Origin of the sequence: Lactiplantibacillus paraxiangfangensis, assembly GCF_036246185.1 — a bacterium.
Taxonomy (GTDB): Bacteria; Bacillota; Bacilli; order Lactobacillales; family Lactobacillaceae; genus Lactiplantibacillus; species Lactiplantibacillus paraxiangfangensis.
In genome coordinates this window covers 44734-61377 of sequence record NZ_BTPW01000003.1, presented here as the reverse complement: position 1 = coordinate 61377, position 16644 = coordinate 44734, and the positions used below count along the sequence as shown (strand labels likewise).

Annotated in this window: 17 protein-coding genes; 9 read left to right on the top strand and 8 right to left on the bottom strand. The window is 43.6% G+C overall.

Annotated elements, in window-relative coordinates:
- Positions 1-203: 203 nt before the first annotated feature.
- Positions 204-656, top strand: a complete 453-nt coding sequence (locus AAA939_RS02160; RefSeq protein ID WP_338209813.1) for a universal stress protein — start codon at positions 204-206, stop codon at positions 654-656.
- Positions 657-758: 102 nt separating this feature from the next.
- Positions 759-1661, top strand: a complete 903-nt coding sequence (locus AAA939_RS02155; RefSeq protein WP_338209811.1) for an RluA family pseudouridine synthase — start codon at positions 759-761, stop codon at positions 1659-1661.
- A gap of 431 nt (positions 1662-2092) precedes the next feature.
- On the opposite strand, the gene AAA939_RS02150 is transcribed toward AAA939_RS02155, so the two are convergent.
- Entirely contained in the window at positions 2093-4459 is a 2367-nt protein-coding gene (locus AAA939_RS02150) for a phosphoketolase family protein (protein WP_338209810.1), read from the bottom strand.
- 230 nt (positions 4460-4689) lie between these two features.
- Positions 4690-5415 (bottom strand): GntR family transcriptional regulator, encoded by a 726-nt coding sequence (locus AAA939_RS02145; RefSeq protein ID WP_338209873.1) that lies wholly within the window; start codon positions 5413-5415, stop codon positions 4690-4692.
- A gap of 120 nt (positions 5416-5535) precedes the next feature.
- Between AAA939_RS02145 and ybaK the strand changes: the two genes are divergently transcribed.
- Positions 5536-6042: a Cys-tRNA(Pro) deacylase gene (gene ybaK / locus AAA939_RS02140; RefSeq protein WP_338209808.1), complete on the top strand. Its 507-nt coding sequence runs from the start codon at positions 5536-5538 to the stop codon at positions 6040-6042.
- 4 nt (positions 6043-6046) lie between these two features.
- Positions 6047-6826: a hypothetical protein gene (locus AAA939_RS02135; RefSeq protein ID WP_338209806.1), complete on the top strand. Its 780-nt coding sequence runs from the start codon at positions 6047-6049 to the stop codon at positions 6824-6826.
- Between the two features lie 186 nt (positions 6827-7012).
- Here the strand turns inward: AAA939_RS02135 and AAA939_RS02130 are convergent, their stop codons facing one another.
- From AAA939_RS02130 to AAA939_RS02120, 3 genes are all read right to left on the bottom strand, one after another.
- The gene (locus AAA939_RS02130; RefSeq protein ID WP_338209804.1) at positions 7013-7666 is read right to left on the bottom strand and encodes an HD domain-containing protein; all 654 of its coding nucleotides are present in this window, start codon (positions 7664-7666) and stop codon (positions 7013-7015) included.
- A gap of 9 nt (positions 7667-7675) precedes the next feature.
- A complete protein-coding gene (locus AAA939_RS02125; protein ID WP_338209802.1) occupies positions 7676-8425 on the bottom strand; it encodes a LytR/AlgR family response regulator transcription factor in 750 nt (249 codons plus the stop codon).
- Positions 8426-8624: 199 nt separating this feature from the next.
- The gene (locus AAA939_RS02120) at positions 8625-9149 is read right to left on the bottom strand and encodes a DUF1836 domain-containing protein (RefSeq protein WP_338209800.1); all 525 of its coding nucleotides are present in this window, start codon (positions 9147-9149) and stop codon (positions 8625-8627) included.
- Between the two features lie 145 nt (positions 9150-9294).
- On the opposite strand from AAA939_RS02120, the gene AAA939_RS02115 reads away from it, so the two are divergent.
- Entirely contained in the window at positions 9295-9663 is a 369-nt protein-coding gene (locus AAA939_RS02115; RefSeq protein WP_338209799.1) for a hypothetical protein, read from the top strand.
- A gap of 86 nt (positions 9664-9749) precedes the next feature.
- Here AAA939_RS02115 and AAA939_RS02110 read toward each other — a convergent pair whose 3' ends face one another.
- Positions 9750-10172, bottom strand: a complete 423-nt coding sequence (locus AAA939_RS02110) for an Hsp20/alpha crystallin family protein (RefSeq protein WP_338209797.1) — start codon at positions 10170-10172, stop codon at positions 9750-9752.
- 23 nt (positions 10173-10195) lie between these two features.
- On the bottom strand, positions 10196-10537 hold the full coding sequence (locus AAA939_RS02105) for a hypothetical protein (RefSeq protein ID WP_338209795.1): 342 nt from the start codon (positions 10535-10537) through the stop codon (positions 10196-10198).
- A gap of 169 nt (positions 10538-10706) precedes the next feature.
- Here AAA939_RS02105 and AAA939_RS02100 point away from each other — a divergent pair, with 169 nt between their 5' ends.
- Entirely contained in the window at positions 10707-12080 is a 1374-nt protein-coding gene (locus AAA939_RS02100; RefSeq protein WP_338209793.1) for a hemolysin family protein, read from the top strand.
- A 179-nt stretch (positions 12081-12259) separates the two neighbouring features.
- Positions 12260-12733, top strand: a complete 474-nt coding sequence (gene nrdI, locus AAA939_RS02095) for a class Ib ribonucleoside-diphosphate reductase assembly flavoprotein NrdI (RefSeq protein WP_338209791.1) — start codon at positions 12260-12262, stop codon at positions 12731-12733.
- Between the two features lie 383 nt (positions 12734-13116).
- On the opposite strand, the gene AAA939_RS02090 is transcribed toward nrdI, so the two are convergent.
- Positions 13117-14286 (bottom strand): MDR family MFS transporter, encoded by a 1170-nt coding sequence (locus AAA939_RS02090; protein ID WP_338209789.1) that lies wholly within the window; start codon positions 14284-14286, stop codon positions 13117-13119.
- Positions 14287-14639: 353 nt separating this feature from the next.
- Here AAA939_RS02090 and AAA939_RS02085 point away from each other — a divergent pair, with 353 nt between their 5' ends.
- Both AAA939_RS02085 and zwf read left to right on the top strand, forming a co-directional pair.
- Positions 14640-14987, top strand: a complete 348-nt coding sequence (locus AAA939_RS02085; RefSeq protein WP_338209788.1) for an SdpI family protein — start codon at positions 14640-14642, stop codon at positions 14985-14987.
- Between the two features lie 139 nt (positions 14988-15126).
- On the top strand, positions 15127-16611 hold the full coding sequence (gene zwf / locus AAA939_RS02080) for a glucose-6-phosphate dehydrogenase (protein ID WP_338209786.1): 1485 nt from the start codon (positions 15127-15129) through the stop codon (positions 16609-16611).
- Positions 16612-16644: the final 33 nt, after the last annotated feature.

Sequence of the window (16644 nt, the reverse complement as noted above, 5' to 3'; positions counted from 1 at the left end):
TACAGTCCTTTTTAAAATAGTTGAGTAGGCACAATTATTTGTAACCAAAAAGTTAAATTAGATCTCAAAAATAAAATTACTAGTTATAAATTTTCATATTTTTTATGCTAGTTTACAGAATCTCTGGTCTAAAAGACTTACAGGCATCCGATTTAATGCTAAAATAAATGTAATATTAGCCATATCAAACGGGGGTAACCATAATGCTACAACAATATCAAAATATCTTGGTACCAGTTGATGGCTCCAAAGCCACTGAAGAAGTTTTAAGACGCGGCATTGAAGTTGCGAAACGGAACAAGACCCATCTCGACATTCTCAACGTGCTAGAAGTCAACCAGTTCAGTGACACGTACGGTGGCGCGGTGAGTGGCGACGTTATTTATAAATTATCTGAAGACGTACAGAAGCGGCTAGAAGAACTAAAACAACGCGCAATCGATGCCGGTGTCACCGATGTTGACATGCACATTCGTTTTGGTAATCCTAAGACGGTTATCGCGCGGGAATTCCCAGCTGATCATCATAATCAGCTCATCATGATTGGTTCAACTGGTCTTTCAGCGGTTGAACGCTTAATGGTCGGTTCAGTCACGACTTACGTTAGCCGTAATGCGGTTTGTGACGTTTTAATCGTTAAACCAGCCCAAGCATAATTATGTTAATAAAAACATCAAAAAAAGTTTGAGACACCCGTCTCAAACTTTTTTTCTAGTATCAAACATAAGCCTAATTTTCGAAAGAAAGGTCGATTGCCAATGCACTGGACTTTTAATCTAATAATTCCGGCTAATTTAGCCCACCGGACTGTTCGTGACTGTCTAAAGGCCTGGCTGATTCCGAAACGGATTCAGGGACAGCTGCGTCAAAATCGGCGGATTTGGCTGAATGGAACGGCCGCTTCCGTTGCGAGTCCCGTCGACTTAGGAGACCAACTGCGACTCGATTTTGTCCCTAGCGACTTTCGAACACCCGTCTCAAGCTACTTGCCAGACACATCCCGTGTGGTTGATATTTTATTTCAAAACCACGACCTACTCGTCGTTAATAAACCCGCAGGCATCAAATCACATCCTAATCAACCTGGTGAAGTTGGCTCCTTACTCAATTTTCTAGCAGCCATGCTCCCTGAAGAAACGGGCGCACCTTACATGGTCCACCGATTAGACCAGATGACCTCCGGCGCAATGATTGTTGCGCTAAACCCAGTAGTCGTGCCAATCTTGGACCGCTTAATTAGTGAAAAACAGATTCACCGCACTTACTTAGCTTGGGTCCGGGGACACTTTGATTCCCCCACTGGTCATTTCACAGCACCAATCGGCCGTGATCAAACGGACAAGCGCAAACGCTGGGTCAATACCCCGGATGCCCAACCCGCTTTGACCGACTACCAAGTCTTGCAAACAACGGCTCACCAGTCCCTAGTTCAGCTTGAGCTCCATACTGGTCGGACCCACCAATTACGGGTGCACCTCGCGGCCAGTCAGCATCCCATTATTGGCGATCCACTATACGACGCGCAAGCCGCAAATGCGCCCCGGCTACTGTTGCACGCCATTAAAATCCACTTAGTCTTACCGTTTGATGGCCGACAAGTGAGCGTCGTCGCACCGCGGCCAACGGAGTTTGATCAGGCGGATGAAATTGATACTCTTTGACCAATGAAAAAACATCATCACTAGGTCAATTGCACTAAAACTCGTAACCACTAGTAAAATAATTAAAAACTGAACGATAATTTTTGGCAGCACTTGCTGCTATATCAAGACAAATAGAAGCCAAGCTATTCCGGTTATCTGACAGGAATAGCAATAGCAAAGTTACTCCTAGTGACGTCGGGTAGTGCTGGTGTGCCGTGTCGGTAAGATTGGCGGATGAACCTACGCCAATCTTGCGGGGCGATTCAAAGACGCGGTCTATCGGCTTTGAATCGAGGCTCCAGACCGCAGTATGGCTGGAGCCCGTCCCCCATGGCACACCAGTGCTACCCGACGGAACGATTAATTTAATACAACCAAAAACAGGCGCTTTAACGGAACTCAATTCCGTTAAAGCGCCTGTTTTATAATGACTTAATTAAAGTAACTGCTTATTTCAAGCCGTGCCATTGCCAATCGTTAACTTCTGGCAAATCAGTCCCGGCATCACGAATGTAAGCATTGTGTTTTGCTAACATGTTGTCCATGTCTTGTACAAAGGAAGCGCCCTTGTCGACCATTTCTGGTTGAACGGCAATTGCTGACTTCGCAATGTCAAAGCGGTCCATCTGGTTCATCACACGCACGTCAAATGGCGTTGTGATGTCCCCGTTTTCACGGTAACCATGAACGTATAAATTATGGTTATGACGATCGAAGAAGATATCCCGTACTAAGTCTTCATAGCCGTGGAATGCAAAGACAACCGGCTTGTTCTTAGTAAAGTAATGGTCAAATTCTTCATCAGATAACCCACGAGGATCCTTCTTAGGACTACGTAACTTTAAGATATCGATAACGTTGATAAACCGAATCTTCATATCTGGGAAGTTGTCATGCAATAACTGAATCGCAGCCAAAGTTTCCAACGTTGGTTCCGTACCAGCCGCCGCAAAGACGATGTCTGGTTCACTACCTTGGTCAGTACTTGCCCAGTCGATGATACCTAAGCCATTGTCAACCAACTGCTTAGCTTCATCAATACTAAACCATTGCTGACGAGGATGCTTGGACGTTACAACGTAGTTAATCTTTTCTTGGCTACGTAAGACAACGTCCCCAACGGCTAACAAACTGTTAGCATCGGCTGGCAAGTATTCGCGGATGTATTCCGGTTTCTTTTCAGCCAAATGGGTCAAGGCACCTGGATCTTGGTGGGTGTAACCGTTATGGTCTTGCTGGAATACGGTTGAAGCCGCAATGATGTTGAGTGACGGGTACTTTTTACGCCAGTCAAGTTCATTGGCCTTCCGCAACCACTTGAAGTGTTGAGTCAACATTGAATCCACGACCCGTAAGAACGCTTCGTAACTTGCAAACAAACCGTGCCGACCAGTTAAGACGTAACCTTCTAACCAACCTTCAGCTTGATGTTCGGACAATTGGGCATCCAAAATCCGGCCTGCTGGTGCTTCGTATTGGTCACTGTCTGGGTGAATGTCTTCCAACCATTGACGGTTAGTTGCTTCAAAAATCCCATATAACCGGTTAGACATCGTTTCATCAGGTCCGAATAACCGGAAGTTATCTGGGTTCTTCTTGATGACGTCACGTAAATAGTCTGACCATACGATCATATCTTGTTTAACGTTTGCGCCGCGCTTAGTCGTATCGACAGCGTAATCGCGGAAGTCTGGTAAGTTCAAGGCCTTAGGGTCAACCCCACCATTAGTGATTGGGTTAGCAGCCATTCGACTTTGACCTTGTGGGATGATGGCTTTGATATCATCCTTTAAAGTCCCATCTTCGTTAAATAATTCTTCTGGCTTGTAAGACTTCAACCAGTCAACTAAGGCGTCAGCGTGTTCCATGTCGTTTTGATCGACAGGAATTGGAATCTGATGCGCACGGAATGAGCCTTCGATCTTTTCGCCATCCCATGATTTAGGACCAGTCCAACCCTTAGGTGCGCGGAAGACGATCATTGGCCACATTGGTAAGGTTGGGTCATTGTTTTCACGTGCGTTCTTTTGAATTGCTTTGATCTTTTCAATCGCTTCATCCATTGCTTTAGCTAATACTGGGTGAACCTTTTCAGGATCGTCACCTTCAACAAAGATTGGTTCCCAGTTCATGCTTTCGAAGTATTGCTTGATCTTGGCGTCAGAAGTCCGGCCAAAGATGGTTGGGTTAGAAATCTTAAACCCATTTAAGTTCAAGATTGGTAAGACGGCCCCATCGTTGATTGGATTGATGAACTTCGTTGATTGCCATGAGGTTGCTAATGGCCCAGTTTCGGATTCCCCATCACCAACAACGACGGCGGCAATTTCATCTGGGTTATCTAAGATCGCACCAGTACCGTGTGAAATTGAGTAACCAAGTTCGCCACCTTCGTGGATTGAACCTGGCGTTTCGGGTGCGGCATGTGAAGCAACCCCACCTGGGAATGAGAATTGTTTGAAGAGTTTTTGCATCCCTTCAAGGTCTTGCGTCATTTCAGGGTAGATGTCGGTATAAGTACCGTCCAAGTATGAGTTTGAGACCATGACTTGGCCACCATGACCGGGACCTTCGACGTAGAACATTTTTAAGTTGTACTTATTGATAACCCGGTTTAAATGGGCGTAAATAAAGTTTTGACCCGCAATTGTGCCCCAATGGCCAATTGGATGGACCTTAACGTCACTTGCCTTTAAAGGCTGTTGTAATAGTGGATTATTTTTTAGGTAAAGTTGACCAACTGAGAGGTAGTTTGCTGCCCGCCAGTACTTGTCTACTTCTTGCAAATATGCTGGTGATGAGTAATCTGTTGCCATTTCAAAACACTCCTTAATTTGCGATTTGATCGATTTCCATGAGTAACTGTTATCGTTTACAGGTTCTATTCTACCAACTTATTTTAAAAAATCAACCTTTTTGTTAATTGGGACGGTCCAATTTTAAAATTCAGCTAAAAAAAACGAGCCCGCCCCTTGGTGGTGACCCGTTTTAACGTATAATGATTTTTTGAAAATTTAGTTTAATTGCGATTTAACCGTCGTTGACCTTACCCATTCGTTGAGACAAAGGTCGTATACTTCATATAACGGTAGTGCAACCGCATATTCGAGACTTCAAACGGTGTCCCGTCATCTAAGAAAAAGATCCCACTCATCACCCCAACGGGTTCAACTGACTGCAAATTCAATAACTGCTGATCTTCCGCATTTGAACTGTCCGCAGCTATCGACAGAAACGATTTCGTTACGGCCGAGTGCAAGGTCTTTTGGACATAGTTGAAAATTGAACCACTGACAACTTGCCGATTCAATTCTGGAACTAGCTTGATGGGAATGTAGCCCGTTTCGATCATGAACGCCTGGTCATCAAGTAACCGTAATCGTTTAATTTCATACACAAACTCGTCTGGCGCTAAAAACAAGTCTTGTTGCAACTCTGGACTTGCAGGAATGACTTGAAAGTCTAATAATTGAATACTAGGCTTAGCCCCTTCCGTATTCAAACTATCCGTAATTCCTAAATTTGTGCCTTCATACTTAAATGAAGATTGATTTTTAAGATATAATGGATTAATGAACGTTCCCGATCCACGTTTTTTGAAGATCAGGCCTTGGTTCGCCAGCACGTTTAGAGCACGTTTGATGGAACTTCGGCTAACCTGATATTGCTCACTAAGACTCCGTTCATCTGGTAACTTTTTATCGCTAAATTCGTTGGCCATAATGCGTTTATTGAGGTCGGTGATAACTTGTTGGTAGACTAAATCTGCCATCATAATCCCCCCTTATCGTAAATTCATTGCCTTCAGTATAGCAGAGTTTTAGGGCTTTGGGTAAACTGCACCGGTCCATTTTTAAAATTGGGTCGCATTTTATAATTAAGAGGGATAGATATGTCAAAAAAAAGTAAGAAAAAAGATCAATTAGGTAAGACACTCGTCGAGAAAATTCTCGACAAAGCTAATATTAGTTACCAGCAATACGAATTTCCAACCGAAACTGAGGGCGATGTTGAACAATTACAAGTTGACCACCTCGGTGTCGATGAACATCACATTTACAAAACACTGGCGCTGATTGGCAATAAAACAGGGCCCCTTGTTGGCGTACTTCCCATAGATGAACACCTGAGCTACAAAAAATTAGCAAAACTCTCCGGGAATAAAAAAGTGGGCATGATTCCTTTAAAAGACCTTGAACGCACAACTGGCTACCAACACGGCGCCAATACACCCGTTGGTATTTGGGAAACTAAAAAATTCCCGATTTTTCTTAATGAAAGTGCTAAACAGCAGGGCCACATTTTGGTCTCTTCTGGCAAAATTGGTCGTTCAATTGAAATTGATGCCAACGATTTACGCAAACTCGTTCATGGCACCTTTGGTGAAATAACGGAGTGATCATGTGAAAGAACTTGTTGAAAACAACTTATTGGTCCTCCTAATTACCCTTGGCATTCCCGGTGGTTTCGCCGGACTGCTAACATTCATTAATCGCCGTAGCAAGGCGAATCTCGTCAACCATTTTGGAATTAATAGTCAAGTTTACTGTGGCTTTTTAGGAATCATGCTTCATGAAATCAGCCACCTCATTTTGGCCATTATTTTCAGGCACGGCATTCAGTCGGTGCAGTTGCTCAAACGACCACACCTCCACCCGAATACCGATGATGATGACGATCTCGCACTTGGCTACGTCAACCATACTTGGAACCGTCACGACCCTTATCAGGTCATTGGTAACCTGTTTATTGGAATTGCGCCGATTTTTGGCTGTACCGCAGCTTTGCTCGGCCTTGACCTCTGGTTAGCACCGGGACTTGCTCAAGCCATCTTGAAGCTGGCAGAGACCCCGTCACGACCAGATTGGTCTGGCAGCTGGCAAGCCTTAGTTTCGACACCGGTTGGTTGGTGGCAAGCGTTACTCCTACTCTTCTTAACCGTCACGATCGTGTTAGGTGGGTTCGACCTTAGCCCGGCTGACTATGAAAACAGTGCCGTTGGCTTATACAGTACGTTTGGGGTCATCGTCGTGGTGACGACCATTTTGACGTTACTTGGCATTACTAGCTGGATTCAAGTCCTCGTTTCTTGGGGGTTCACCCTCGCAATTATCTTGTGTTACTCCTTAATCGTGTCACTGTTCGTCATGTTGATTACTCAGATTTTGACTAACCGGGCGTAACTAAAAAAAGAGTTTGGGACAACCCAAACTCTTTTTGCATCTCCGAATGTTTATAGTCGAAACGTGCGATAAAAGACTGCTCCCTCCGCTTAGCTACGAAATACGAACGATTGAAAATGCACAATCATTCGTATTCCTAGGCTATGCTCGGTAGCAAACCGTCTTTTGTCCCACTCTCTTTATGATTTACTCGTCATCCGCCGTCCATTCAGCTTTAAATTGATCCACAAACGCGTGCATTACGGCCGTTCGTCGTTGTGCCAACGCTTGGGCTGCCGGGGTATTCATCAAATCCGCCAGTTTGAACAGTTTTTCATAAAAATGGTTGATGGCTGTTCCTGGTTGGTTGCGATATTGTTCTTTAGTCATGTGCAGGCGTGGTGCCACCTCTGGATCATAAATCTCTTCACCAACGTGGCCGGAATAGTAGAGTGCTCGGGCAATCCCGATGGCCCCAATCGCATCTAAACGGTCCGCGTCTTGCACGATTTGACCTTCCAAGCTCAGTTTTTGAAGACCGCCAAACGATTTACTAAAGGACATGTGGTCAATAATCTCAAAAATCGCCGTTTGAGCCTCATCGGATACCGCCAACGTCGCTAACTCTTCTGCAAGCGCCGCGTGAGCCTTTTTAGGATCAGCCATTAACTTATCGTCGATCACATCGTGCACCCAAGCCGCTGCTAGGGTAAGATTTAAGTCCGCCCCTTCTGCAACTGCTAACCGGCGTGCAAGCTGATTGACCCGTTGCAGGTGATCAGTTCCGTGGCCACTGTGGTCTTGCGCTAACCGCTCTAACGCGTATGCTTTGATTGCTGTTAACTGTGTATCCGAAATCATTTTATCATCCTATTCTTGAGTTTGATAATAAGCCCGTAACTTCTTGATTGTGCCACGGCTAAATGACAAACAATCCCCATTGAGCATACTGATATGCCCCTTATTAAAGTCAACGGTCACCACTTTTTCCAAGTTTAACGCGTAACTTTGGAAGTCATTAAAAAATCGTGCGGTGGTCAACTGGGCCTTAATCGTATTTAAATTCTTATGCACGACGTAGGCCTGACTATCAGTCACAATGCGCGTCGTCCGGAGACCGTGGATTTTCTCACAATAGAGAATATCCGCAAGCTTTATCGTTAATAATAACGCGCCACTGTGAATCGTCAACGTCGGTTCTGGGATGGCCTGTAGCTTTACCAGCCGTTTTTTGATGACCTGTAACACTTGGCGGACTTGTGGAATGAACTGGTCACGGTCAAACATGTTTGCTTTAGAAATAAAACCCGTGGGCGTCGTCATCGCACTCAACGTCTCTGGCATCATGTCATCACGAATCGTGACGTAAACAATGAACCCATCCGGATCGTAGTCACGGATTTTAGAGGCTAACTGAATCCCATTAATTTCACGCTGAAGCACGATATCTAAAAAGTAAATGTTTGGACCAGTACTCGCTTTAACGGTTGCCAGCACATCGGCCGGCTGCCAAGCAGACGCTATCTCGTAGTTAAAATGTAAGTCATCTAACTGCGCTGCGATGATGTCGTTTAACCAGAGACGCTGCGGTTCCTGATCGTCGCTGATAAACACCTTCATTAATATCACTCTTTCTCATCGTTAGATTATTTTCCGAACATATTAGGTGCCTAATATGCTTAATTAAATAATCTTTTAGATTGTTTGCAATTGTCTTTTTTACTCTTTAATCATACTAAAGCAGTCTGCTGACGGCAACTGAAAACGGAACGTCGACTGAATTATTGCTTCATCAGTCGCCCCGTTCCGCTGCAAAAAACTATTTTTCAATTTGTTGTGGTCGAACTTGAGCTTGATTGATCCGTAATAGTTCGTCAGTTCGCAATTTGTTGACAATTAACTGGGCCGCAGCAACGGTTAATCCCCCGCTAGGATCCTGATCAGAAATTGATACCGGTGCATCTAGATGGTGCAGCTGGGCCGTTAAAGCCGTGATAAAGCTATCATACGCCCGTTTAGGATAGCCGGTAGCCGTCACTTGATCGATTCCCTGACGAATCTTATCTAGCGGATAACTTGGCTTCAACAGACTAATCACGATAATGTCTGCTAGCTGCATAATCTGGTATTTTTTCTTGATCGGTGACAAGATGACTTTGTGTTTCACGTAATTATTGATCATCGCCGCAGTCACCGGATCAACACCTAATGGTTGTAACGTTTCATTGATCAATAATAATACTTGGTCCATATACAAATCAAAATTAGGTAACTCCGTCCATTTAGGTAAAATCACCTTTTGCATGCGTGCTTGCCAATCCGCGTAAGTCCGTTCATTTGCCATCCGAACCCCTCCTAACATATTAGTATTATTATATACAGATTATCTAGTCTTGTAAACTAGGTGAGCTTCAAAACCAGTTCTTACTAAGAATATGGTATTATTTATGGGTTGCAACAAATAATTAGAAAAGTAGGTCCGATTTAATATGTACGAAATGACAAAGAAACTCCGCGTTGGTGACGACGTTAAGGAACGAATTCCTCAAGCTGTAATTGCCGGTTTATGGGACCGACTAAAAGCCATGCGCTCAGAAAAGTTATTGATTGATTCGACGATGGCCGTTATGTTTAGTGATGACTATGAAGATGATAAGATCTTTTTCATGACCCTACAAAAGGCTGGTTCATTTGCCAACGAATATGAAATGGCCTATGACGGCCCCAAAAACTTCCTTGGTAAGGGCACGATCATTATCTTTAAAGACCGTCCCCGGACCATTCAAATGAGCATCTCGGATGCCAACAAGGAAGCTGACAAAGCAACTGACGACAGCGACACCACTGCAAAAGACTAACACAAGCAATATCAATAAAATGCGACTAAAAAACAGCCATCAAAAATACTGATGACTGTTTTTTGACTGTTATTTTCAACTAGGGGTTACTGGATTTCAATTCGCCCGGCATCATCACTGACCTTTTTAGGTAAGGTCACGGTCAATAAACCGTCTTGATAATGGGCTTGAATCTGGTCCTTAATAATACCTTGAATACGGAATTGTCGTGTCAACGTAGTCGCTGTCCGTTCACGGTGAACAATGCGTTCATCGTCGTTACGGGCCGCGTCTTCGTGCGACTGGTTTGCGCTAATGGTTAACACGTTATCGTGGTATTTCACCGTAATGGCATCCTTATCAAAACCGGGTAATTCAGCCGTAACGGTATAATCATCATCGTGGGCCACAACGTCCGTCCGCATCACCAACCGAGCATTCAAGGCGTTTTCAACCTCATCGTGAGCTCGTTTTAAAATTTTCACTGGTAACAAATCACGGATCTGACGTTCAAGATCGTATTGGCGCATGTTAACCCCTCCGTATCAATAATTTAGTAAGCCGTCTGATGAATGGCTCCTGCAAGTAATTGTAAGGCATGGTCACGCGTTCCAACTTGATCCATATCAAAGATGATTGAATCAATATCGCCGCCCTTAAAATCAAATTGTTCAAAGTAGATGTATGGGTCTTCGCCATCAACCTTTAAAAAGGCGTCAGAAACCTTCTTATTGAAACCTTCTGCCCAGTCTTCATCATCCATTTGGTTAAAGTCAGCACGGGTCACGTAACCATGGTCACGAATTAAATCCATCGCTTTTTTGACATCACTATCTTGATAAACCAATTTCTTCGAATCCTCATGAATCTTAGTTTTCGTTTCTACTGGCATCACAAAAGATCTCCCTTTACTTGGTATACTCTTAGTTTAGCACCATTAACGGTAAACGTTAAACATCTTTCATCGATTGCAAAATATCTCAACTATCCTTATAATATTAGCTACTTCGCGTTATACTTAGAGTAACTATATAAATGAAATGAGGAATGTTTCTTTGGACTCAATGGACAATGGCCAGATAATTTCTAATTTAGTCATTATTGTCATCACATTTTGTGTTGCCGCCTTCTTTGTGGCCTGTGAATTTGCGCTAGTTCAGACGCGCCCTAGTGCCTTAGAAGAAGAACAAAAGAAGCGCGATAAACCTTCTAAGCGGATTGCAACCTCCCTCCACATGGTCCACAACTTAAATGAATACCTGTCAACGACCCAAGTTGGGGTTTCCTTAGCTGGGATCATCTTAGGGTGGATTGGTGAGCAAACTACGGAACACTTTGTCCTGCAGCTGCTCGCCCTCTTCAACCTTTCAATCGCCACTTCCGTTTTACGGGCAATTAGTATTATCCTTGGGGTTTTCATCCTAACTTACTTAGAAGTGGTGTTAACGGAAATCGTACCGAAAAATATTGCGATTGATATGCCACTAAAAGTTATGGCTGTCATCACCACCCCATTGCGGTGGTTCCACGTTATCTTTTACCCATTCGTCTGGTTATTAAACGTCTCCTCCTCCGGTGTTGTTAAAATGTTGGGGATTCCGGTTGCTAACGAAGACAACGATGTCTACTCACAGGCTGAAATTCTCAACCTCTCCCGGAATGCCGTTTCTGGCGGTGAATTGGAACGTGACGATTACCTTTATATGGAACGGGCGTTTGAATTTAACGACAAGATTGCTAAGGATATTATGATTGACCGGACACAATTGGTTGTGATTGATATCAATGACACGGTTAAACAGGCAATTCGAGTTTACTTACAAAAGCGTTTCAGCCGACTTCCCGTTGTCGCCAATAATGATAAAGATAAGATTTTAGGTTACGTTTATAACTATGACTTGATTCGTCAAGGCGAAGTTGATGACGATATTCGGGTCAATAAGGTTTTACGTAACATCATTACGATTCCTGAAACGACGCCCATCCAAGCCATCTTACAAAAGATGATCGACAAACAGACGCCAATCGTCGTCGTTGTTGATGAATACGGTGGGACTAGTGGGATCGTTACTGATAAAGATATCTATGAAGAATTATTCGGAACGGTCAACGATGAAATCGACAACGTTTCGAATGAATACATTGATAAGCAAGCCAATGGGACTTACCGAATCAGTGGTAAGATGACCATTTACGATTTTGAACGGTACTTCAAAACTGACTTACAAGAATTTGAGGACTCCGACGTGGTGACCTTAACTGGTTATATTTTGGATAACTTCCCTAAAATTCAAGCTGGCGATACCATTCAAATCGGTGACTTTAACTTTAAGGCATTGGACTTTGAAAATGCCTACATCAATTGGTTCGAAGTCAGTGAAAAGCAACCAACCGTTGCGGCAAGTTCTGACGATGAATCTCATCAAGATAAACAGTAATCTTTTAGGCGTTTGAGATAACCATCTCAGTCGCCTTTTTGATTGTCAGAAAGATGAAGCCTTCAATCGACAGCATCAATTGTTAGAAGCGTTTACAGTTAATCATCGAAGTTGTTTGCAAATCAACTACCCACAGCGTAAACTGAGGATAAATGTTTAACAGAAATGAGGAACTGACCGTGAGTGAATCAACAATCAACATTATTTTTATTTCAATTGAAGGTAACACCCGTTCGTTCGTAACGGGTATGCAAGATTACGCCAAGACTCAGCACGCTGCTGACGAAAGTAATCCTTTAATCACCCTCAAGGAAATCAGTGAACAATCAGAATTTGAAATTGAAACCAAGCCCTACTTCGCATTCGTTCCAACTTATTTAGATGGCGGTAACGGTATCGATAACGGGGTCAAAGAATTAATGACCAACGTTTTGGGCGAATACCTGAACTACGATCAAAATCCTGACTTCTGCTTAGGGGTGGTCGGTAGTGGCAACCGTAACTTCAACGATCAGTATTGCTTAACGGCCCGCCGTTATGCGGAACAATTAGATACTGATTTCATTGCCGATTATGAATTACGGGGAACTTCCGTTGATACTGAACGAATCTACAACGTCATGAAGGAACGGCTCACTGCTTACACGAAATAAAATCCAATTAAAAATACCACTCAGAAATATTGCCTGTTTCTGAGTGGTATTTTTAGTTATACACTGAAGATTGAAAGTTAAATTTAGCGAAGGCGGACAGAATTGATGTGCTGTGTCGGCAATGGTAGCCGATGATTTTTGTCGACTACCATTGCGGGGCGATTCAAAGACGTGGGCTGGCGGCTTTGAATCGAGGTCGCAGACCGCACTTCGGCTGGGGCCGTCCCCCATAGCACATCAGTTGTGTCCGCCGAAGCGGATAATTTAGGAATGACCATCGCTATCGTTATGGTGTTAAGAGCAATTTTAGACTTTTCAACCTTTAATTATACAGTCGAAACGTGGAGAAAGCCCAATTTTCGCCACTTAACCCACGCTTTATTTTAACCGTTCAACAGTTTCTCCCGCTTTGCGCGCAGTAAGACTAACGCCAAGGTCCCAAGCATTAGGACGGTAACCGTCATGAACAGGACAGAATAACTGAACTGCGCCACCATCATCCCACCAAATAACGGCCCAATCGCACGTCCTAGTGACAACGCCATGTTATAGCGACCCTGATACTTACCACGCTGGTCGTTGGCAGCCATATCATCAACCCAGGCCGGCGCAATCGGCAACCCGATGACTTCCCCAATGGTCAAAACGACCATAATAATAATGAAATCGATGTATTGCCGGGCAAAAACCAACCCGAGAAACGAGAGCGCAAACAGCGTAATCCCAACCCCAACTTGGGTACCAATTTTGAAGTGTTCGTTAAATAACGAAACGATTGGCTGACTAACAATGATCAGCAACCCATTGATGGTCCAGACTTCGCTGTAATTTTTAAATGGAATTCCCAGGTTCGTCATGTGCACGGATAGGAGACTTTCCCATAAGGCATAGCTCATATAAATCGTAAAAATCATCAGTGCAATCAGCCAAATCAATTGCCGGTGACTTTTTGGTGTCGTATCTTGCCCCCGTGCGGTTTGCTTTGACTCATGGCTCATTGTCGCTGGCGCCACGTTGAACGTACTTAAAACAATCGTGATCAACCCTAAATAGCAAATGGTTGTCACAGTGAAAATGACACTGATGCCTAAATCCAGTAAGTAACCAACGAGTAACGTCCCGATAACGACCCCTACGTTTAAGGCCATGTAGAGCATGTTGAAAACGTAACGGTTAGACTTAGTTGTGACGGTCGCCGCGTAAGAATTAACGACGGTCATGCTGATGCCATCCCCGAACCCAACAATGATCAACCCCGCAGCGTACGGCCACAAGCTGTGCCAAAAGATCAAGGTTGCTAGGGTCAAGGTCGAAATCGTCGCCCCTAAAATCGCTGTCCAGTAAGGCCGCCAGCGGTCAAATAACCGACCCCCGACGTAATTTCCCCCAATCATCGCCATCGACATGATAAACAGGACAACCCCTGAAAAGGTCAGGCTCTGCTTCAAATAATTATGCATGTAAATCGTTGTTAACGGCCACATGAATGCGGCCCCCGCGTTATTTAGTAGGTTAGCTAAAAACAGCCACCGTAACTGTACTTCTTTTTGCATTCATATCACCAATTTTTTCTATGATTTCCAATCGAGATTAGTCCTTTTTAAAAAATCGACCCACTGATCAAAGTCCACCGTCATAGCTTGCTACCAATAACTAATATGTACAATCAGTTTCAATTATCACGGTCAACCTACAGTATACGCTCACGAACCCCTTTCGCCTATCCTGACGACCGGTCATTCTGCTTGAATATAACACCCTTAATTTTTTAAAACTAGCTACCTATTAATTAATAAAAAAATGATTTTTAAATCTTCGTTTTTTAAACCGGAATGTCGACTAGCGCCCCCGATGATTGTTATAATAAGTTTATGTACTTGGTTAATTTAAAAAACGAGGTGACAGTATGTCGACAAATAGCTTTGGCTTAGCAGCTGGCTTTTTAGTCATTTTAATCATCTGGATCTATCAACGCATTCGCATGCCCAAGATGCGTTCACTAGCAGGATACATGTCCCGCCGTGCCATCAAGAACGAAGAAACTTGGCGATTTGCTCAACAATTTTATTCCATGTTTGGCATTGAAATCTTCACCATTCTTTTCGTCGGCGCCGTTGCGGGCGGACTACTGAACATCGCGTGGTTACAAAGTTTTAATGTACAAGCAATTGCCTTAGGTCTGGGATTAATCATTCAAAACGTTGCTACCGAACGAGAACTCCGGCATGCTTTTCCGAATGACACCACTCACTAGGTCAACTAAGGTTAACCTTAATAATGCTTTATAATTGACCGATGATGCTAATTGCTTAATATTAGTAATGGTAGCTTTTACATTTAACTTCAACTAAGCGTCACTTTATAAATAATATTTTAGTAAAGAAGGTACATTGATGAGTAAAGAAAAAATTGCCTTATTCACCATTTTTGGTGGTACTGGTGACTTGGCCCAACGGAAGCTTTATCCTTCCCTATTCAAACTTTATCAGAAGGGCTATTTGCAGGAACACTTCGCCGTAATTGGTACTGCTCGGCGACCATGGACTAATGAACACTATCACGGTGTCATTACCGATTCCTTGGCTAGTCTCAACGCAGATCCTGCAATGGTTGCTAAGTTTGCAGACCACTTTTATTACCAGTCACACGATGTGACCGACGCTCAACATTACGTCACTTTAAAGAAGCTATCCGAAAAATTGGATGCGCAATACGGTCTCCAAGGAAACCGGATCTTTTATTTGGCAATGGCACCTAACTTCTTTGGCACCATTGCCCAACACTTACGTTCTGAAAATATCTTAACCCCCAACGGCTTTAACCGGGTCATCATCGAAAAACCATTTGGTCACGACTTTGAAAGTGCCAAGGAATTGAATGATCAATTGACAGCCACTTTCAACGAAGACCAAATCTATCGGATCGACCATTACTTAGGTAAGGAAATGATTCAAAATATTTCGGCCATTCGTTTTGGCAATAATATTTGGGAATCGTTATGGAACAACCGTTACATTTCTAACATTCAGGTCACTTTAAGTGAAAAGTTGGGTGTTGAGGAACGGGCCGTTTACTACGACAACAGTGGGGCTCTCCGTGACATGGTTCAAAACCACATCTTACAAATTTTGAGTCTCTTAACGATGGATCAACCCGTCGAATTTACTGAAAAAGATATCGACGTGGAAAAGGTCAAGGCTTTACGGAGCTTGCGGCCACTCAAACCAGAAGAAGTTGCCACTAACTTTGTCCGTGGTCAATACGGTGCTGATGGTGACGTTCAAGCTTACCGGAATGAAGATAAAATTAACCCAGATTCCAATACGGATTCTTTTGTCGCCGGGAAGATCATGATCGACAACTTCCGCTGGTCAGGTGTCCCATTCTACGTTCGGACCGGGAAACGTTTAGCTGATAAATTCACCCGGATCGACGTGGTCTTCAAACGTCCAATCGTCAATATTTTCAATCATGACGACGTCCGTGCTAATGACGATGCTGACGCCCATTTGGTCCCTAACGTTTTAACGATTAACGTTGAACCTACTGAGGGTGTTGAACTTCAAATGAACGCTAAAAACGTTGGCCAAGGGTTTGCAACGACCCCGGTTAAGTTGAATTTTGCACACGATTCTGCAGCAACGGCTAATAGTCCTGAAGCTTACGAACGCCTATTACACGATGCTTTGAATGGTGACGCAACCAACTTTACTCATTGGAAAGAAGTTGCCTATTCTTGGAAGTTTGTCGACGTTATTCAGAAGTATTGGGATGAACATACCCCAGACTTCCCTAACTACCGGCCTGGTTCCATGGGTCCAGCCGCATCTGACGAATTACTCGCAAAAGATGGTCACGAATGGGTCTATAAAGCCTAACGTTACCGAAATAACAAAGATGCTTAAGCCATT